The following is a 17,997-nucleotide window of genomic DNA, read 5'->3' as shown; positions in this document are numbered from 1 at the left end:
TCGTGCATACTTGTGCTCATGTCCAAGGTGCTCACTTCTCTGCCAGTCGGCGAACGTGTCGGGATCGCCTTCTCCGGCGGCCTCGACACCTCGGTCGCGGTCGCGTGGATGCGCGAGAAGGGTGCCGTGCCGTGCACCTACACCGCCGACATCGGCCAGTACGACGAACCCGACATCGCGTCCGTGCCCGGACGGGCGTCCGCCTACGGCGCGGAGATCGCGCGGCTGGTCGACTGCCGCGCCGCGCTCGTCGAGGAGGGCCTCGCCGCGCTGGCCTGCGGCGCGTTCCACATCCGGTCCGGCGGGCGCGCGTACTTCAACACGACCCCCCTCGGCCGCGCCGTCACGGGAACGCTCCTGGTCCGCGCGATGCTCGAGGACGACGTCCAGATCTGGGGCGACGGGTCCACCTTCAAGGGCAACGACATCGAGCGGTTCTACCGGTACGGGCTGCTCGCCAACCCCTCCCTGCGCATCTACAAGCCGTGGCTCGACGCCGACTTCGTCGGCGAGCTCGGCGGCCGCACCGAGATGTCCGAATGGCTCCAGGCCCGCGGCCTCCCCTACCGGGACAGCACCGAGAAGGCCTACTCGACCGACGCCAACATCTGGGGCGCGACGCACGAGGCGAAGTCCCTCGAGCACCTCGACGCGGGCATCGAGATCGTCGACCCGATCATGGGCGTGCGGTTCTGGGACCCCGAGGTCGACATCGTCCCCGAGGACGTCACGATCGGGTTCGAGCTCGGCCGTCCGGTCTCCGTCAACGGCAAGGAGTTCGCCTCCCCGGTGGACCTCGTGCTGGAGGCCAACGCGATCGGCGGGCGGCACGGCCTCGGCATGTCCGACCAGATCGAGAACCGCGTCATCGAGGCCAAGAGCCGCGGCGTCTACGAGGCGCCCGGAATGGCGCTGCTGCACACGGCGTACGAGCGGCTCGTCAACGCGATCCACAACGAGGACACCCTCGCCGCCTACCACAACGAGGGCCGCCGCCTCGGCCGGCTCATGTACGAGGGCCGCTGGCTGGACCCGCAGGCGCTGATGCTGCGCGAGTCGCTGCAGCGCTGGGTCGGGACGGCCGTCACCGGCGAGGTGACGCTGCGGCTGCGGCGCGGCGAGGACTACTCGATCCTCGACACCTCCGGCCCCGCGTTCAGCTACCACCCGGACAAGCTGTCGATGGAACGTACCGAGGACTCCGCGTTCGGGCCCGTCGACCGCATCGGCCAGCTGACCATGCGCAACCTCGACATCGCCGACTCCCGCGCCCGGCTGGAGCAGTACGCCGGCATCGGCATCGTCGGCACCTCGCAGCCGACGCTGGTCGGCGCCGCCCAGGCCGCCTCGACCGGCCTGATCGGCGCGATGCCCGCCGGCGGCGCCGAGGCCATCGCCTCGCGCGGCGAGGTCGACGGCGACGAACTCCTCGACCACGCCGCGATCGAATCCGGCACGGATTAGTTTGTAAGACCCTCGGCGTCAGGCCCCAGGGGGCCTTCCTTCAACGGGCCTTACGGTGCGATTGCTGCATCGCTCCGACTCGCCCTAGGGGCTCGCTGCGCGATCAAGTTCTCGCTTCGCTCGGACTTGGCTTCGCTCGCAATCGCAGTGGTTCCCGTCCGCTGTGGTTGGGGCTTGGTTGAGGTGGGACGACTCGACGGTGCCGAGGGTTCGGCGGTCAGCGCGCCGGCGCGCAGGTTCCCCGGGAAACCAGCGCCTAACCGGCTGCCTCGGTGGCGGTTTCGGGGGCGGTCTGCTTCTCGGCAGGTGACGGCGTGCGGTAGGCGCGAAGTGGGGCGTTGGTCGCGGCGACGGCGGCGACCGCCAGGACGGCGGACAGGCCGCCGGAGACGAGCGAGAAGGGCGCGGACGTGGCCGAAGCCACCAGGCCGCCGCGGAAGTTGCCGAGTTCGGGACCCGCGACGCCGATGACGTGCTCTACCGAGGAGACCCGGCCCCGGTACGCGTCCGGGGTCTCCAACTGAACCAGGGCACTTCGGGAAACGACTGACACGGTGTCGGCGGCACCCGCGACGGCCAGGCAGGCCAACGCCAGCCACAACGGTCCCGCCACGCCGAAACAGGCCAACGCCAGACCCCAGATGGCGGCGGCGGACATCTGTACCAGGCCGCCACGGCGCAACCGCGTGACACTGCCGGAGACCAGTCCGGCCGTGATCCCACCGACCGCGACAGCCGAGAGGAACAGGCCGAGGGTCTGCGGGTCCCCGCCGAAGCGGATCTCGTTGACCAGGGGGAAGAGCGCGATGGGCATGGCGAGGAGCGTCGCGGACACGTCGGTGGCCATCGAGCCCCACAGTGTGGGGCGGCGCAGGACCCGCCACCCGCCCTTCGGCGGGCGCTTGCCGCCGGTCGCGCCGGCGCCGTCCGGCCGCATGGCGGGCAGGCGGACCAAGGAGAGCGCCGAGACCGCCAGGGACACCGCCTGGGCGGCGTACGCGGCGGGGAAGTCCCAGCGGGCGATGATCAGCCCGGCCAGCGCGGGGCCGGCCAGCATCGCCGCCTGGAAGGTGACGTTCATCAGCGCGAGGCCCGCCGCGACCTGGTCGCTCGGCAGCAGCCGGACGGGGAACGTGCGCCGCGCGGGAGCGCCGAGAGCGCTGCAGCTCGTCCCCACGACGATCAGGGCGAACAGCAGGAGCACGCTGCGGTTGCCCGCCAGGGCCTGGGCGCACAGCCCTACGGCGGTGAGCAGGCTGCCCAAGACGGTGATCCGCACCACCCTGCGACGGTCGAAGGTGTCGGCCAGCGTGCCGCCGAGCAGCCCGAACAGAATCATCGGCACGGCCCTGGCGAGCCCGATGGCGCCGGTGGCCACCGGACTGCCGGTCAGGTCCCAGACCTGGGCCAGCACCGCCACGGTGGCAATCTGGCCGCCGAGTTGGGCGGCGGAAGTACCGATCCACAGGTCACGGAACGGCCGGCTGCCGTGCAGCGGGCGGGTGTCGACGAAACGGGCGCGGAGACGCCCGCTCATCGCGGCGGCTCGCCAAGGTGATCAAGGATCCGCCGCCGCAGCGACCGGCGGTCCAGCGCCCGCCGCACTTCCTCGACGACGGTGGTCATCGCATACGGGATATCGCCGTCCAGCTCGGCGACCGCGTCGTGGGTGGCGCGCCACTCCGCCTCGAGGAACGGCACCAGCGACCGTCCGCGCTCGGTCAGGTCGACGCGCCGGGTGCGGGCGTCGGGCCCCGGCTCGGAGGTGACGAGCCCCTCCTTGCGCATGGCGGCGACCGTCTGGCTGATCGCGGAGTGCGAGCGCCGCAGGGACCTGGCCAGCTCGCGGATGGTCAGGGGGCCGGTGTGGGCGAGCCGGATCAGCGGATAGGCGAACCGGGGCCGTACGCCTTCGATGCCGCGCTCGACGTAGACCTGCTCGATCTCAGCGTCCATGGCCGCCAGCAGCTCGTGCAGGGAGTGCCAGGGATCGGGAAGCGCCGTGGGATCCGAAGATGTCACAGCGCTAATATAACAGCGCTCCTATAAAGGCCCTTTACGGCGGCCGTCAGGCTCGCCGGACGGCCTCGGGGACTGCGAGCTCGCCGCCGCTGACGCGGGTCGGGCGCCTCGGCCGTCACATGGACGCGCTTGTGCCCGGTGATCGGACCGGTGTCGAACAGGTCAGCGCAGGCCGGAGAGTTTGTCGGGGTTGAACTGGAAGCGCAGGTCGCGCATGCGGCCGTCGGCGATGCCGAAGGTCAGCGCGCCGACCCGCAGGTCCCCGAGGGTGAAAAGGACGCCGGTCTCGCCGTTGACGGTCGCGGGCACCAGGGTGATGCCCGCCGACTGCGGCTTGGCGAGGACGCCCAGGAACCAGCGGGCGACGTGGTCGGCCCCGTGCAGCGGCCGGCGCGCCGCGGTGACCTTCCCGCCCCCGTCGGACCACGCGGTCACGTCGGGGGCGAGCAGTTCCATGACGGCGTTCAGATCGCCGCCCGCGCACGCGGAGATGAACCGTGCGGTGATCTCCTTCCGCCGCGCCTCGTCGGTGTCGAAGCGTGGGCGGCGCGCGTGGACGTGCGCGCGGGCGCGGCGGGCGATCTGCCGGACGGCCGGTTCCGGACGGTCGATCGCCTCGGCGATCTCCGCGTGCGCGTAGCCGAAGACCTCGCGGAGCACGAACACGGCCCGTTCGACGGGGGCGAGGGTCTCGAGCACGACCAGCATGGCGGTGGACACGGTGTCGGCCAGTTCGGTCCCCGCCGCGGCGTCGGGGGACGTGAGCAGCGGCTCGGGCAGCCAGGGCCCGACGTAGGTCTCGCGCTTCGCGCGGGCGGAGGTGAGCCGGTTCAGCGACAGGTTCGTGACCGTGCGCACCAGGTAGGCGCGCGGGTTCCGGACCTTGCCGCGGTCCGCCGAGTTCCACGCCAGCCAGGCGTCCTGCAGGACGTCCTCGGCGTCGGAGACGCTGCCGAGCATCCGGTAGGCGGTGGCGAACAGCAGCCGCCGGTGCTCGGTGTACGGGTCCGTGCCGGGCGCCGCCTCGCTCATCGGGCCATGCTCCCAGCGTGCCGGGGCGGGCGGTAGGCGTCGGTGCCGTCGGTCGCGCGGCCGCTCCTGGACACGGTGGCGGTGACGTTCACCCGCTTGGACAGCCGGTACATCGTGATGGGGCTGCCGCTGACGGCCTCCTTGTAGTGGGCGGCGGCGCGGCCCTTGAGGTAGAGGCGGCGCGGGGTGTCGTCGGCGCGGGTGAACTGGATGACCGCGTCGCGGCGGCCCAGGCTGACCGGCTGATGGAAGTACCCGAACCGGAACGGCTTCACGGGCCTGCCCCGCAGGAGCCGCGCGACGGTGTCGGCGGTGTACTGGGCGGTGGGCATGCCGCTCTGGCAGGTGCCGTGCAGGTCGCCCCACGGCATCCGGACGGCGGCGGCGTCGCCGACGGCGTGCACGTCCGGGTGCGACAGCGAACGCAGCGTCGCGTCGACGACGATCATGCCGCGTTCGTCCACCGCGATCCCGGCGTCCCCGGCGAGGGCGGGCGCCCGCACACCGGTCGTCCACAGGCACGCGTCCGACCGGACGGTCTCGCCGCCGGGCAGCTCGACGGCATCGGGCAGGACCCTGGCGACGCGGGCGCCGGTCCGGACGGTGACACCGAGCCGGTCGAGGACCCGGTTCAGGTGGGCGCGCGCCCTGGGGCCCATCATCGCGGCGGGCTCGCTGGTGCTGATCAGCGTGACGCGCAGCGCCGGGTGGGACTCGGCGATCTCGGTGGCCGCCTCGACGCCGGTGAGCCCGCCGCCGCAGACGGTGACGGTGTCCCCGGCACCGAGCTCGCGGAGCCGGGCCGCGAACCGGACGGCCCGCGCCCCGTCGAGTGTGAACGCGTGGGCGTCCGCGCCGGGGACCCGGCTCGTGTCGGTGCGGCTGCCGAGCGCGTACACGAGGGTGTCGTACCCGAGGGCCGTCCCGTCGTCGAGGGTGACGGACCGTCCGTCCGGGTCGATCGCGGTGGCGGTGGCCTGGACGAACGTGACGCCGGTGCCGTCGAGCAGGTCGGGGATGCGGTGCACGGGCAGGTCCTGCCCGGCGGCGACCTGGTGCGTGCGCAGCCGCTCGACGAACCGGTCGGCGGGGTTGACGAGGGTGATGCGGGCGCCCGTGCGGCGGACCCGCCGGGCGAGCCGGATCGCGGTGAACAGACCCGTGTAGCCGCCGCCGAGGACGACGATGCGGTGCTCGTTGTTCATGGTGCGCTCCCGTGGCCGGTGTTGCCGTGACGCCCATGGGACAAGCGCCCCTGCTCCGAAGTGACACCCTCGAATATGACGCGCGTCACACCGGACGGCGTCGAGCGACGATCAGCCGCTGGACGGCCCGCCACACGCGACGCCACCCGCCCGTGCTCGGCGCGGCCCGCCGTGGCGGGACGGGTGCGGGCGCCCGAGCGGTACCGGTGTGACTCGAAGGCTCCTGCCGGGCCGGTGGTCGTGCTGCGGGATGCCGCGTTCCGGCGGCTCGTCGCCGACATCCGTGACGGCGTGCACGACCTTCCTCCGCTGTAGACGTGCAAGAGCGCCGGACGGCCCCCCGACCGTCCGGCGCTCCGGGTGTGTTACGGCTTGAGGCCGCGGAGCAGTGCGCCCGCCCTTGCGGTCGCGAGCGGGCCGGTGCCCCAGTTCGCCTCGATCGGGGTGATCGAGATCCGGTCGGCGGCGAGGGTCGCGACGTCGGAGCGGCGGCCCGGCTCCTGGACGTCGGGGGTGAGCCCCATCGTGTAGGTGCCGTCGCCCCGGTCGGTGTAGGACGGCTTGACGAGCGGCTGCCGGTCCTGGTTCGTCAGCGTCCACGCGGTGGCGGGGCTGTCGCCGTCGTCGCCGACGATCGGGTAGTTGACGTTGAGCGCGAGGTGCTCGGGCAGCAGCCCGTCGCGGCGGTCGCCGCGCAGCTTCGCGACGAGCTTCACGACGAAGTCGGCGGTGTGGCGCTGCGCGTTGAGCATCGGCTCCTCGCTCGGGCGGGACGCCTCGGTGCTGACGGCGATGGCCGGGACGCCGTACTCCAGCGCGGTGACGGCGGCGCCGACCGTGCCCGAATGGTTGGCGAGGGCGGCGATGTTCTGCCCGGCGTTCGTCCCGGAGACGACCAGGTCGGGCTTGTCGTCCTTGAACACGTGGAAGAGCCCGAACGCGACCGCGTCGCCGGGCGTGCCCGTCACCGCCCACACGTCCTCGGACATCTGCGCGGCCTGGACGGTCCCGCCGAAGGCCCGCGCGGTGCCCCGGCCGCTCTGGTCGGCGGCCGGGGCGACGATCGTGACGTCGTGCCCGGCCTCGGTGAGCTCGGCGTGGACGGCCTCGATGCCGGGCGCGTCGTAGCCGTCGTCGTTGCTGAGCAGGATGCGCAGCGGCTCGGTCTCGGGCGCGGCGGCGGCGGGCGGCGCGCCGACGAGCGCCAGCCCGGCCAGGGAGAGGGTGATCAGCGTCTTCTTCATCGGTCTGCTCCTTGGTGATCTTTCGGATCGGAGTGTGGGGGTTACCGATGGCGGGCCGGTGAACGCGCGGGGAAGCCCTCGCGCGGGGCTCGCGTCAGATCCAGTCGTGCAGGGACGTGGTGAAGGCGTCGAGGTCGTCGCGGTGGATGCAGTGGCCGGTATCGGGGACGGTCCGGACTTCGAAGCCGCGCTCGCGCAGGGTGCCGGCGAGTTCGGCGTCGACGAGGAAGCTCGGGTCGGCGAGCTGGACGAGGGACGGGACGAGCGGACGGTCGGGCACGCGGTCGCCGACCGCCGCGAGGGCTTCGGCGACGCGGACGTCCCAGTCGGCGTAGTCGGCGAGTTCGGCGTCGACGTCCGCCGGGTCCCAGCGGGGGCACATTGCCGCGATGTCGTCGCGGGTCATGGTCTTGGTGCGCGGGGCGAACTTCGCGAGGGGCCGGGTGTCGCCGAGCCGCCAGCCGGGGTCGCTGTAGACGGCGCGGGCGGGGCGCAGGTCGGCGACGGCGAGGGAGAGGGCCAGCGCGCCGAGCGAATGCCCGATCGCGACGTCCGCGCCGGTGGGCAGGGATTCGACGAGGTCGCCCGCGAAGTCGTCGGCCGTGTAGGTGGCGGTGTGCGGGCTGGCGCCGTGCCCGCGCAGGTCGGGCATGAGCACCCGGTAGCCGCGCGCGGCGAGCAGGGGCGCGAACCGCACCCAGGTGCGGGCCGACGCCATGGCCCCGTGGATCAGCAGGGCGGTGCGGTCGCCGCCCCCGAGTTCGTGAACCTTGTTCTTCATGAACGGAAGTCTCCTTCTCGATCGCGGGTCAGCGTACGCCCCTGACGGGGAGGATCGCGACGGCGCCGAGGAGCGAGGCGACCGCGGCGACGATGAACAGCGACGGGTAGCCGCCGAGCAGCCCGATCACGAGCGCGGCGGCGAACGGGGCGATGATCTGCGGGCCCGCGTTGGCGATGTTGAGGACGCCCATGTCCCGCGCGGCGTCCTCCCGCCGGGGCAGGACGAGCGTGACGATCGCGGTGTCGACGGCCATGTAGACGCCGAAGAACGCGCCGGCGAGCCCCGCGAAGGCGAGCATCGCCGTCCAGGTCGGGGACAGCAGCGGCAGCAGCATGGACGCGGCGCCGCCCGCGCCCGCGACGAGCACGAACGTCTTGCGGCGGTCGAGCCGGTCGGACAACGGGCCTCCGAGTGCGGTGCAGGCGACCAGCGTGACGGTGCTGACGAGGGTGAGGACGGCGACGCCGTCGGCCGGTTCCATGCCGTCCGGCACGCCGATGTGGTCCTTCAGCAGGTAGAGCATGTACCCGATGATCAGGAAGTAGCCGAAGATCATCAGCGCGCGTCCGGTGAACACCCAGCGGAAGTCGTGGTCCCGCAGGGCCGACAGGAACGACGCCAGCTCCTCGCGCGGGCCGACGCGGGAGGCGCCGTCCGGCAGCTCGTCCGGGCGCGGGTCGTGCGTGAGGACGGCCATCAGGACGGCCGCGACGACGAGCAGGCTACCGAGCACCAGGTAGCCGAGCAGGATCGAGCCGGTGAACCGGCCCGCGATCACGATGCCCAGCAAGAGCCCGGCCTGCTGCCCGATCCCCATGATCGCCGAGGCGGAGCCGCGCCGCCCCGCGGGCACCCGGTCGGGGACGATCGCGGTCAGCGCCGCCTGGTACACGTTGCCCATCCCCTGCGCGAGGCACCAGCCGATGACCAGCAGCGGGACCACCTCGGCGGCGCCCATCACCGCGCCGAAGGCCAGGGTCAGGACGGCGCCGCCGAGCAGGTACGGGTTGCGGCGGCCGAACCGCGAGCGCGTCCGGTCCGAGAGGACGCCGCCGACCGGGTTGAGGAGCGTCGCGAAGACCGCCCCGACACCGGTGACGATGCCGAGGTTCGTCACCTTGTCGGCGGCGTTCACGTTCTCGATCTGCAGGGGCAGCAGGATGCCGATCACGCCGCCGTAGAAGGAGAACAGCAGCAGGTTGCCGACCAGCAGCATCGGCATCAGCGGGCGCGGCGAGCGGCGGCCCGTCGCGGCGGGGGTGCGGAGGGTTTTCATCGGGGATGGACCTCCAGGGGGTGGGAGGGAGCCGGGCCGGCGGCGCACACCCTCCGGCCCGCCGCCTCAGAAGGCGAGCGGCGTGCTCAGCCGCGGGTCGTCGAGGGAGCGGCCGGTCTCCAGGCGGTAGCCGCCGGGGACGAGCCGCCAGCCGCCGTCGGCCCAGATCTCGGCGGCGCGGCGCGGGATCTCGATGACGACCGTCGCGTCCTCGCCCGGTCCCGCCTCGGCGACGGCGAAGCCGGCGAGGCGGCGGGCGGGACGGTCCGGGCCCGGGTCGGCGGGTGCCAGGTACGCCTGCACGACCTCGCGTCCGGGCCGGTCGCCGGTGTTGCGGACGCGCACGGTCAGCGCGCCGTCCGAGTACCGGGCTTCCTCGTAGGCCCAGGTCGTGTAGCCGAGCCCGGACCCGAAGGCGAACGCGGGCTTCGTCCCGGCCCGGTCCCAGGCGGCGTACCCGACGAACACGCCCTCGTCGTAGCGCAGGACGCCGCCTGCGGGGGTGACGTCCGTGACGGGGCAGTCGGCGAGTTCGGCGGGCCAGGTGGTGGGCAGCCGCCCGCCGGGCTCGCGGTCGCCGAGCAGGACGTCGGCGAGCGCGTGCCCGCCCTCCTGCCCGGGGAACCAGGTCAGCAGCAGCGCCGCGACGTCGCCGCGCCACGGCAGCTCGACCGGGGAGCCCGCGTTGATCACCGCGATCGTGCGGGGGTTGGCGGCGGCGACCCGCGCGACCAGCTCGTCCTGGCGGCCGGGGAGCCGCAGCGACGTGCGGTCGAAGCCCTCGCTCTCGACCTCGGCGGACGTGCCGACGACGACCACCGCGACGTCGGCGGCCGCGGCGGCGGCGACGGCCCGCTCCATCAGCTCGTCCGCGGGGGCGGTCGGCTCGCGGTGCGCCAGCGTGAAGCTGACGGCGGAGAAGGATCCGGCCGGTCGCTCGTCCACCGTGTGGACGAGCCGGACGGCGACCTCGCGGCCCGCCGCCAGCTCGACGGGGACGGTCCGGGGCGGCGGGAACATGAACGAGGCGAACACGTCGTCGCTGTCCGGCTCGATCACGCCGTCGAACCGGACCTCGCCGTCCACCTCCAGCCGGTACCGGCCGAGGCCCTGCACCTCGAACCGGTGCGTCCCGCCGGTCTCCGGGACGTAGGTGCCGGACACCGTCACCGTGCGCAGGGCGTCCCGGTCGATCCCGGCGGGCATGCGGCCGATCCAGCGCAGCTCGCCGTCGCCCAGCCCGACCTCGCCGAGCACCGCGCCGACCGCGTCCCGGGCCTCGGCCCGCAGCGGGAACCGCGCGGCGGGGAGCCGGACGCTCGGGTCGGCCCCGCGCTCGTAGGCGACGTCGAGCCCGGCGGCGGTGAGCCCGTCGAGCGGGGAGGCGACGCGGGCGGGGAACACCTGCGCGCTGCCGCCGCCCATCACGCGGGCGTCGGTGGCGAGCCCGCCGATCAGCGCGATCCGCGCGTCGCGGGCGAGCGGCAGGATCCCGTCGTTGCGCAGCAGGGTGAACGAGCGGGCGGCCAGTTCGCGGGCCAGTCCGGGCCCGTCGATCTCCTCCCCGGCCTCCGGGGGCTCGGCGCCGGACGCCGCGCCGGTGCGGCGCGCGAGGTCGATCACCCGGCGGACGTGCGCGTCCACGACGTCCTCGGCGATCTGCCCGTCCCGGACGGCCTGGGCGAGCGCCGCCCCGTACACGGTGTCGGGGCCGGGCATCGCGACGTCGAGCCCGCCGCGCGCCGCGCCGACCGTGTCGCGGGCGCCGAACCAGTCGGACACGACGAACCCGTCGAATCCCCACTCGCCGCGCAGCACCCCGTTGATCAGCAGGTCGTTCTCGCTCATCGTCGTGCCGTTGACCGAGTTGTAGGCGGCCATCACGCCCCACGGTCCGGCCTCGCGCACCACGATCTCGAACGGCCGCAGGTACAGCTCGCGCAGTGCGCGTTCCGGCACGACGACGTCGGCGGTCATCCGCTCGGTCTCGAAGTCGTTGGCGACGAAGTGCTTCACGGTGACGGCGACGCCGCCGCCCTGCACGCCGCGCACGTACCCGGCCGCGAGCAGCCCGCCGAGCAGCGGGTCCTCGGAGAAGCACTCGAAGTGCCGGCCGCCGAGCGGCGACCGCTGCAGGTTGACGGTCGGCGCCAGCAGCACGTGCACGCCCTTGCGCCGCGCCTCCTGCGCCAGCAGCGCCCCGGCCCGCCGCAGCAGCGCGACGTCCCAGGTGGCGGCGAGCGCGGTGGGGCTGGGCAGCGCGATGGACGGGTCGGCGGACGACCATTCGAGGCCGCGGACGCCGATCGGGCCGTCCGACATCACGATCGGGCCGAGGCCGAGGGCCGGCTCGTCCGGCAGCGTCCACATGTCGCGGCCCGCGAGCAGCCGGGCCTTGGCGTCCAGGTCGAGGTTCAGGTCGTCCGGCTTCGTCACGTGGGTCCTCTCCGGCGGTGCGAACGGGTGGCGTCACGGTAAGCCGCACTACCGAGTGATCGGTAGGTGATGTTACTTTCTTGTTATGTAACCCGCGGTCTATCCTGAGCGCCATGCCCCGGAACCGCCGCGAAGAGATCCTTCTCGCCGCCCTGGACGTCTTCGGCGAGCGCGGCTACACGGGTGCGTCGATCGCCGCCGTCGCCGAGCGCGTCGGCCTGTCCCAGCAGGGCGTCCTGCACTACTTCCCCAGCAAGGACCGGCTGCTCGCCGAGGTCCTGCGGCTGCGGGACGAGCGCGGCCTGGACGTCATCGCGCTCGGCAACTCCGGCGGGACGATCACCCTCGACACGATCTCGGCGATCATCGACTACAACCGGGAGCGGCGCGGGATCGTGCAGTCGTTCACGGTGCTGTCCGCCGAGAGCGTCCTCGACGACCATCCGGCGGCGGGCTTCTTCCGGGCCCGCTACAGCGAGTCCCGGGCATGGCTGGCCGACCTGGTCCGCGCCGAGTGCGGCGACGACCTGCCCGGCGGCGTCACCCCCGAGCAGGCCGCCCCGCTGCTCCTCGCCGTCATGGACGGGCTGCAGCAGCAGTGGCTGCTGTCCCCGGACGACGTCGACATGCCGGGCCTCTTCCGCGCGTTCCTCGCGCTCCTGCGCGCGAACGCGACCCCACCAGGCGACTCGGGCGGGGACGGCGACGGAACCTAGATCGCTCCAGCGGGTTTCGGACACCGGGTGTTACTCGCCATAATCTCTCCGGACCGGGACACGCGGGGAGATCGGGATGAGTGCGGAGAAGTTGCTGAGGCCGGTGGTGGACCCGTCCCTGCCGGCCGACGAGCGGGACCTGCTGGCGGAGAGTTCCGAGGGTCTCGTGGCCGCCGGCGACGAGGTGCCGAAGCGGGGCGGGCGCACCGGCGCCGACGCGTGGTGGGCGCTCGGCATCGCCACCGCGTGCGGGTTCGCGCCCGCCGCGACGCTGCCGTGGCTGCTCGGCGGGATCGGCGCGATCCTCGGCGTCCTCGCGCAGGTCGGGTCGGCGCTGCTGTGGTGGCGGTTCGGGTTCGGCGCGTTCCTCGGCGCCGGGACCGCCCTGCAGGTCGTGGCCTGGATCGTCCTGTACGCGTGCAGCGGCGACGGCGCGCGGGAGCGGCTCGGGCGCGAGCACCACGGCCGGTACTTCCTCGAAGACGACCTCGGCGGCACCGTCCAGGATGTCGTGCGCGCGCAGAAAGCCGTCGACAAGGTCTCCGGGTCGGCGCTCGCGGAGGCCGGGATGCTGCCCGCCGTCGATTTGCGCGCACTGGAATGGGAGATCGCCGTGGCCTGCCGTGAGGCGACCACGGAGAAGCGGACGCTGCGCAAGATGGCCAAGGCGAACCGGGGCGACGAGGAGCTGCGGCTGTCGCTGCAGCCCCGCTGGCGCGCGGTCAACGCGGTGCTGCGCGAGATGCGGGCGCGGGTGGCCGCGCTCGACCGGTACGCGACGCGCGTGTCGACGGCGGGCGTGTTCCACCGGGCGGTGCAGCGCGGTGACGAGTCGGACGAACGGCTGCGGTCGGCGCTCGCGGAGGCGGGCGAGCTGGCGGCGGCCCTGGCGGCGAGGCCCGCGGGCGGGGAGGCGCGCACATGAGCACGAGGTCCCCCGCGCGGAGCGGATCAACAAGCGGATCCCCGAATGGGTGATGGTCGTCGGCGCCTGCCTCGCCCTCGCGCAGCCGATCGCGGCGATCGTCTGGCTCTCGAACACGATCGGCGAGCCCAAGAAGATCACGTACCTGGTGACCGGCGAGAGCTCCGACGCGCTGCTGACGTACTACACGCCGGAGAGCATCGAGCGGGACACGGTCGCGGGGACGAAGCTGCCGTTCCGGTTCGACTTCCAGGCGGACGGCGACGAGCAGCTGCGGATCGAGGCGCGCAACGACGAGGAGGGCGCGGCGGGCGCGCTGACCTGCACGGTCCTGGTGGAGGGGAAGGTCGTCGAGCAGGATCGCGCGAGCGGCGCGACCGGCGAGGCGACCTGCACCGGCACGGCGAAGCGGCTGAAGCCGATCGCGGGCGCGAAGGTCCCGCCGCTGACCGGCGCGGTCTCCCCGGAGGTGCAGCGGCTCGAGCGGGAGGTGAAGCTGCCGCGCTACCCCGGCCGCGGGTCGCAGATCTTCGGCCGCGTCACCGACTCCGAGGCGCGGCTGTCGTTCGCGGAGCTGGGCCGGCCGTGGGAGCCGTTCAGCACCGAGCCGTACGGCTCGTACAGCGGGCACCAGAAGTTCGACACCGAGTCCGAGTGGCAGGCGATGCTCGGTTCCCAGGTCGTGGACGAGGGCGTCATGGGCGCCTACAGCGGCCCGAACCGGCTGCGGGACGTCGCCGCGGCCGTCCAGGACGCCCGCCAGGTCGACAACTTCCGCGACGGCACGACCGGACGCGACGTCGCTTCGCAGTCGTTCGAGGTGAGCGGCCGCCCGGCGTGGGTGCTGGTGCGGGAGCTGCACTTCCGGGAGCAGGGCCTGCGGGCGACGATGGACCTGTCGGTCGTCGTGGTCGTCGACACCGGACAGGAGCGCCCGTCCAGCCTGTGGATCGACATCCCGAACACGCACGAGCAGTACTACTCCGACGTCAACAAGGTCATCGGGTCGCTGCAGGTCGTTTCCTGACCGGGGTCAGGTCCGGCCGGTCGCGCGCAGGAGGAGTTCGCGGAGCGTCCGCTGCTCCTCCTGCGTGAGCCGGGCGACCGGCGAGTCCTCCAGCAGCATCGCGAGGAGCCGCTCGCGGACCCCGGTGCCCCGCGGTGTCAGCGCGAGGATCTTGGCGCGCCGGTCGCTCGGGTGCGGGCGGCGCTCGACGAGCCCGAGCCGCTCCAGCCGGTCGACGATGAACGTCGCGTTGGACGGCTCGCAGCTCATCCGCTCGGCGAGGTCGCGCATGGTCATCGGGCCCGCCAGCTCGCGCAGCGCGGTCGCCTGCGGGGCGGTCAGCCGGAGGTTGGCCGCACGCTCGCGGACGTGCACCTCCAGCTGCGTCGCGAGGCCCTTCACCAGCCCGCAGATCTCCTGCTCGGCCAGGGCGTGCGATCCCGCCTGCGCTTCCACCCGGCCAGTCTACGCATCCCATAAAGGTTGCAGCTTGAATGATTCTAGTTGTAACTTTCTCGCGGGCGGAGGCCGCCGCCGGGCGGCCCGCCCGCAACGGAGGCATGCCATGAACAGGTGGAGCACCGAAGCCGTCACCAGGACGGTCGACATCGGCGAGCTGCGCGTCAGCTACGTCCCCGACGGTGTCGGACGGCTGCGGTCGCGCGGCTGGTTCCCGGACACCACCGACGACGACTGGGCGCGCCACCGGGACGTCCTGGACGAGTCGGGCGCCCTCGTGGCGAGCATGGGCGGGCTGCTCGTCGAGCGCGGCGACCGCGCCCTGCTGATCGACGCGGGCATCGGCCCCGCCGGGCAGCCCGACGACCCCGCGAACCCGCACGTCGGCGAGGTCACCGGCGGCGCCCTCCCCGGCAACCTCGCCGCACTCGGCCGCACCCCCGAGCAGATCGAGGCCGTCGCCTACACGCACCTGCACCCCGACCACGTCGGCTGGGCCGACCGGTTCGCCCGGCACCTCGTCGCCGCGCCCGAGTGGGAGCACCGCGACGGCGAACTCGACGCGATCGCCGACCGCGTCGAGACGGTGGCCGACGGCGACGAGGTCTTCCCCGGCGTCCGCGTCCTCGCCACCCCCGGGCACACGCCCGGACACGCCGCGTACGTCCTGGAATCCGCCGGCGACCGGCTCCTCGCCCTCGGCGACTCCTTCCACTCGCCCGTCCAGTTCGAGCACCCGGAGTGGCGGGTCGCCGTCGACGCCGACCACGAGCGGGCCGCCGGGCTCCGCCGCCGCCTCCGGGACGAACTGGACGGCGGCCGCACGATCGCGTTCGGCATCCACTTCGCCGACGTCCAGTTCGGCCGCGTCCGCGACGGCGCCTGGCACCCCGAGCCGTGACCGTCAGTCCACCCGCTCGAGCCTGGTCCACCCGGTCCAGCCCCGCTCCTCCAGCAGCTCGATCAGCCGCCGCGCCGGGGGCGCGGTGTCGAACGCCAGCGCGTCCATCAGCGCGACCAGCGGCGGCGCGACACCGATGTCGCCCACGTAGTCCTCGCCCCGCTCGTCCGCGACGCGCGTGACGTAGTCGGCCACCCGGTCGGCGAGCCCCTCCAGCCGCGGGTCGCCGGCGGCCCAGTCGAGGGCCCGGCCGAAGGTGCGGTAGAAGTCGGCGAGCCGCGGGTCGGCGAGCTGCTCCCGCTTGCGCGCCGCCCACTCGACGGTCCGTTCGGGCGCCTGCGCCGCCAGCGGGATCCACCCGTCGCGTTCGAGCCGGACGATCCGCTCGTCGACCCCGAGCGCCCTCAGCCGGTCGAGCACCCCGACCACCTCCGGGGGCAACACCAGCCCGTCCCCGGAGGTGAGCCGGGCGATCCGCTCCCGGCGCCGCCGCCGCTCCGCGATCTCCGCCCGCAGCCGCCGGTCGATGTCCGCGACCGCCGCGGCGAACTCGTCCGGGTCCGCCCGGAGCAGCTCCCGCACCCGCGCCAGCGGGACGCCCGCCCCGGCGAGGGTCCGGATCCGGATCAGCTCGATCACCGCGCCGCCGTCGTACCTCCGGTAGCCGGAGCGGTCGCGTTCCGGTTCCGGCAGCAGCCCCGTGGCGTGGTAGTGCCGCACCGTCCGCACCGTCACCCCGGCGTACGACGCCAGCTCCCCGATGGTCAGCATCCGCCCAGTCTCCTAGAGCGCGGTCACGGCATCCCGGACGATACGGGCGATCTCCGGGGCGCGGGTGAAGACGAGCCCGTGATCGGCGTCGAGCCAGGACGCCTCGACGTCCGGGCATTCCCGGACGAGCCGCTCTACCCCGGCACGCCAGGTGCGGTTGAGGCGCTCCGCCCGCGGGTCGCCGGTCCCGGCCATCGACGTCGCCATGATCATGCGGACGGGCACGCCGACCGTCCGGTACCGCTCGAGGATCCCGGCCCGCACCCCGTCGATCTCGACGTTCAGATCGAGGATCTCCCGGCCCGTGAGCAGCACCCGCCGCGCGGTGCCGCGGGCCGCCTGCTGCCTCGCCAGGTCCTCCCACATCGCGCGGAACGCGGGCAGATCGGCCCCGGTGACGAACGGCTCGGGCACCGGGTTCGCCCCGTCGATGAGGACCAGCCCCGCGACGCCGCCGGGATGCTCGGAGGCGTAGTGGACGGCCAGATCCGCGCCCATCGAGTACCCCACGAGCACCGGCGGCGCGGACGGCTCCGCAAGCACGGCGGTGAGGTCGCCGAGGAACCCCGCGAAGGAGTACCGGTCGGCGGCCGAGGCGAGGCCGTGCCCCCGGAGATCGAAGGTCACCACGTCGTGGTCGCGCCGCAGCAGCGCGGCCAGGACGTCCAGGTCGGCCTGCGTGGAGTTCAGCCCGAGGCACAGGACCAGCCGCCGCCCCCGGCCGCCCCGGGTCACCGGGATCGTGACGCCGTCATGGTGGACCGTGAACCGCCGGACGGTCTCGCTCGCTGTGGACATGCCGACCATGCTGCAAGGTTGACGCGGCGTAGGGGTCAAACCCGGGTGCAACCGGCCGTCCGGCCTCGGGGTTCGTCAGGCACGGCACGCCGGAACAGTGCGTGCCCACCGACGAACGGAGCATCCATGGACCTCCAGCTCACCGGCCGCGTCGCCCTCGTCACCGGCGCCTCGAAGGGGATCGGCCTCGCCGTCGTCCGGACCCTGCTGGACGAGGGCGCCCGCGTCGCCGCCGTCTCCCGCAAGTCCGGCGCGGACCTCGACGCCCTCGCCGGGCCGGACCTCCTGCACGTCCCGGCCGACCTCACGGACCCCGGCGCCCCGGCCGAGGCCGTCCGCCGGACGGTCGAGACGTTCGGCCGCCTCGACGTCCTGGTGAACAACGCGGGCGGCCCGCCGCCCGGCGCGGCCCTCCCCCGCTTCGGGTTCGGCACCCCGACCGACGACGACTGGCGCGCGATGTTCGAGTTCAACCTGTTCGCGCTCGTCCGGACGGTGCGGGCCGCGATCCCGCACCTGCTGGACGCGGGCGCGGCGTCGATCGTGAACGTGTCGTCGGGCAACGCGCGGCGGCCGGGGCCGATGAACTTCGACTACAACGCCGCGAAGGCCGCCGTGACGAACCTGACGAAGGGCCTGTCGGAGGAGTACGGGCCCCAGGGCATCCGGGTGAACACGGTGTCGCCCGGCCCGGTCCGCACCCCGTGGTGGACGGACGAGGGCGGCGCCGCAGACATCCTGGCGGCCGCGACCGGCTCCGACCGCGACGCGATCCTGGGCGGCGGCGCGGCGGAGATGATGAACCTCGCCACCGGCCGCCTCGTCGACCCGCAGGAGGTCGCCGACGCGGTCGCACTGCTGGTCTCCCCCCGCTCGGCGAGCACGACCGGCGCCGACCTCGCCGTTGACGGCGGCTACCTCAAGGAGATCTGACCGGGGTCTGGGGCGGAACGACGAG

The 17,997-nt window shown here is 73.6% G+C and carries 18 protein-coding genes; 7 read left to right on the top strand and 11 right to left on the bottom strand.

Annotated elements, in window-relative coordinates:
• Positions 1 to 18: 18 nt before the first annotated feature.
• Positions 19 to 1,464, top strand: a complete 1,446-nt coding sequence (argG, locus tag F7P10_RS20050; RefSeq protein ID WP_151010982.1) for an argininosuccinate synthase — start codon at positions 19 to 21, stop codon at positions 1,462 to 1,464.
• A gap of 256 nt (positions 1,465 to 1,720) precedes the next feature.
• Here argG and F7P10_RS20045 read toward each other — a convergent pair whose 3' ends face one another.
• The 4 genes from F7P10_RS20045 to F7P10_RS20030 form a co-directional block, all read right to left on the bottom strand.
• Entirely contained in the window at positions 1,721 to 3,001 is a 1,281-nt protein-coding gene (locus tag F7P10_RS20045) for an MFS transporter (RefSeq protein ID WP_151010981.1), read from the bottom strand.
• Positions 2,998 to 3,486, bottom strand: coding sequence for a MarR family winged helix-turn-helix transcriptional regulator (locus tag F7P10_RS20040; RefSeq protein WP_151010979.1), 489 nt, complete (start codon positions 3,484 to 3,486; stop codon positions 2,998 to 3,000). Before F7P10_RS20040 ends, F7P10_RS20045 begins: the two co-directional genes overlap by 4 nt.
• A 162-nt stretch (positions 3,487 to 3,648) precedes the next feature.
• The gene (locus F7P10_RS20035) at positions 3,649 to 4,518 is read right to left on the bottom strand and encodes an RNA polymerase sigma-70 factor (protein WP_151010977.1); all 870 of its coding nucleotides are present in this window, start codon (positions 4,516 to 4,518) and stop codon (positions 3,649 to 3,651) included.
• Positions 4,515 to 5,723 (bottom strand): NAD(P)/FAD-dependent oxidoreductase, encoded by a 1,209-nt coding sequence (locus F7P10_RS20030; protein WP_151010975.1) that lies wholly within the window; start codon positions 5,721 to 5,723, stop codon positions 4,515 to 4,517. Before F7P10_RS20030 ends, F7P10_RS20035 begins: the two co-directional genes overlap by 4 nt.
• Positions 5,724 to 5,798: 75 nt before the next feature.
• On the opposite strand from F7P10_RS20030, the gene F7P10_RS20025 reads away from it, so the two are divergent.
• Positions 5,799 to 6,038, top strand: coding sequence for a hypothetical protein (locus F7P10_RS20025; protein WP_151010972.1), 240 nt, complete (start codon positions 5,799 to 5,801; stop codon positions 6,036 to 6,038).
• A gap of 50 nt (positions 6,039 to 6,088) precedes the next feature.
• On the opposite strand, the gene surE is transcribed toward F7P10_RS20025, so the two are convergent.
• The 4 genes from surE to F7P10_RS20005 form a co-directional block, all read right to left on the bottom strand.
• Positions 6,089 to 6,967 (bottom strand): 5'/3'-nucleotidase SurE, encoded by an 879-nt coding sequence (gene surE, locus F7P10_RS20020; protein WP_151010970.1) that lies wholly within the window; start codon positions 6,965 to 6,967, stop codon positions 6,089 to 6,091.
• Between the two features lie 94 nt (positions 6,968 to 7,061).
• Positions 7,062 to 7,748: an alpha/beta fold hydrolase gene (locus F7P10_RS20015; RefSeq protein ID WP_151010968.1), complete on the bottom strand. Its 687-nt coding sequence runs from the start codon at positions 7,746 to 7,748 to the stop codon at positions 7,062 to 7,064.
• A 28-nt stretch (positions 7,749 to 7,776) separates the two neighbouring features.
• On the bottom strand, positions 7,777 to 9,027 hold the full coding sequence (locus tag F7P10_RS20010) for an MFS transporter (RefSeq protein ID WP_254716711.1): 1,251 nt from the start codon (positions 9,025 to 9,027) through the stop codon (positions 7,777 to 7,779).
• A 66-nt stretch (positions 9,028 to 9,093) separates the two neighbouring features.
• Positions 9,094 to 11,463 (bottom strand): glycoside hydrolase family 3 C-terminal domain-containing protein, encoded by a 2,370-nt coding sequence (locus tag F7P10_RS20005; RefSeq protein ID WP_254716710.1) that lies wholly within the window; start codon positions 11,461 to 11,463, stop codon positions 9,094 to 9,096.
• A gap of 113 nt (positions 11,464 to 11,576) precedes the next feature.
• On the opposite strand from F7P10_RS20005, the gene F7P10_RS20000 reads away from it, so the two are divergent.
• From F7P10_RS20000 to F7P10_RS19990, 3 genes are all read left to right on the top strand, one after another.
• Positions 11,577 to 12,179 (top strand): TetR/AcrR family transcriptional regulator, encoded by a 603-nt coding sequence (locus F7P10_RS20000; RefSeq protein WP_151010966.1) that lies wholly within the window; start codon positions 11,577 to 11,579, stop codon positions 12,177 to 12,179.
• Between the two features lie 76 nt (positions 12,180 to 12,255).
• Complete coding sequence (locus tag F7P10_RS19995) at positions 12,256 to 13,104, top strand: hypothetical protein (RefSeq protein WP_151010964.1); 849 nt, start codon at positions 12,256 to 12,258, stop codon at positions 13,102 to 13,104.
• A gap of 49 nt (positions 13,105 to 13,153) precedes the next feature.
• Positions 13,154 to 14,131, top strand: a complete 978-nt coding sequence (locus F7P10_RS19990) for a hypothetical protein (protein WP_151010962.1) — start codon at positions 13,154 to 13,156, stop codon at positions 14,129 to 14,131.
• Between the two features lie 6 nt (positions 14,132 to 14,137).
• Here F7P10_RS19990 and F7P10_RS44495 read toward each other — a convergent pair whose 3' ends face one another.
• Positions 14,138 to 14,566, bottom strand: coding sequence for a MarR family winged helix-turn-helix transcriptional regulator (locus F7P10_RS44495; RefSeq protein WP_151010960.1), 429 nt, complete (start codon positions 14,564 to 14,566; stop codon positions 14,138 to 14,140).
• A gap of 109 nt (positions 14,567 to 14,675) precedes the next feature.
• On the opposite strand from F7P10_RS44495, the gene F7P10_RS19980 reads away from it, so the two are divergent.
• The gene (locus tag F7P10_RS19980; protein WP_151010958.1) at positions 14,676 to 15,470 is read left to right on the top strand and encodes an MBL fold metallo-hydrolase; all 795 of its coding nucleotides are present in this window, start codon (positions 14,676 to 14,678) and stop codon (positions 15,468 to 15,470) included.
• Between the two features lie 3 nt (positions 15,471 to 15,473).
• Here F7P10_RS19980 and F7P10_RS19975 read toward each other — a convergent pair whose 3' ends face one another.
• Both F7P10_RS19975 and F7P10_RS19970 read right to left on the bottom strand, forming a co-directional pair.
• Positions 15,474 to 16,241, bottom strand: coding sequence for a MerR family transcriptional regulator (locus F7P10_RS19975; RefSeq protein ID WP_151010956.1), 768 nt, complete (start codon positions 16,239 to 16,241; stop codon positions 15,474 to 15,476).
• 12 nt (positions 16,242 to 16,253) lie between these two features.
• On the bottom strand, positions 16,254 to 17,039 hold the full coding sequence (locus tag F7P10_RS19970; RefSeq protein WP_254716709.1) for an alpha/beta fold hydrolase: 786 nt from the start codon (positions 17,037 to 17,039) through the stop codon (positions 16,254 to 16,256).
• 126 nt (positions 17,040 to 17,165) lie between these two features.
• Here F7P10_RS19970 and F7P10_RS19965 point away from each other — a divergent pair, with 126 nt between their 5' ends.
• Positions 17,166 to 17,972, top strand: coding sequence for an SDR family NAD(P)-dependent oxidoreductase (locus F7P10_RS19965; protein ID WP_151010952.1), 807 nt, complete (start codon positions 17,166 to 17,168; stop codon positions 17,970 to 17,972).
• Positions 17,973 to 17,997 lie beyond the last annotated feature (25 nt).

Origin of the sequence: Actinomadura sp. WMMB 499, assembly GCF_008824145.1 — a bacterium.
Lineage (GTDB): Bacteria > Actinomycetota > Actinomycetes > Streptosporangiales > Streptosporangiaceae > Spirillospora.
This window is presented reverse-complemented; position numbering and strand designations above follow the sequence as displayed.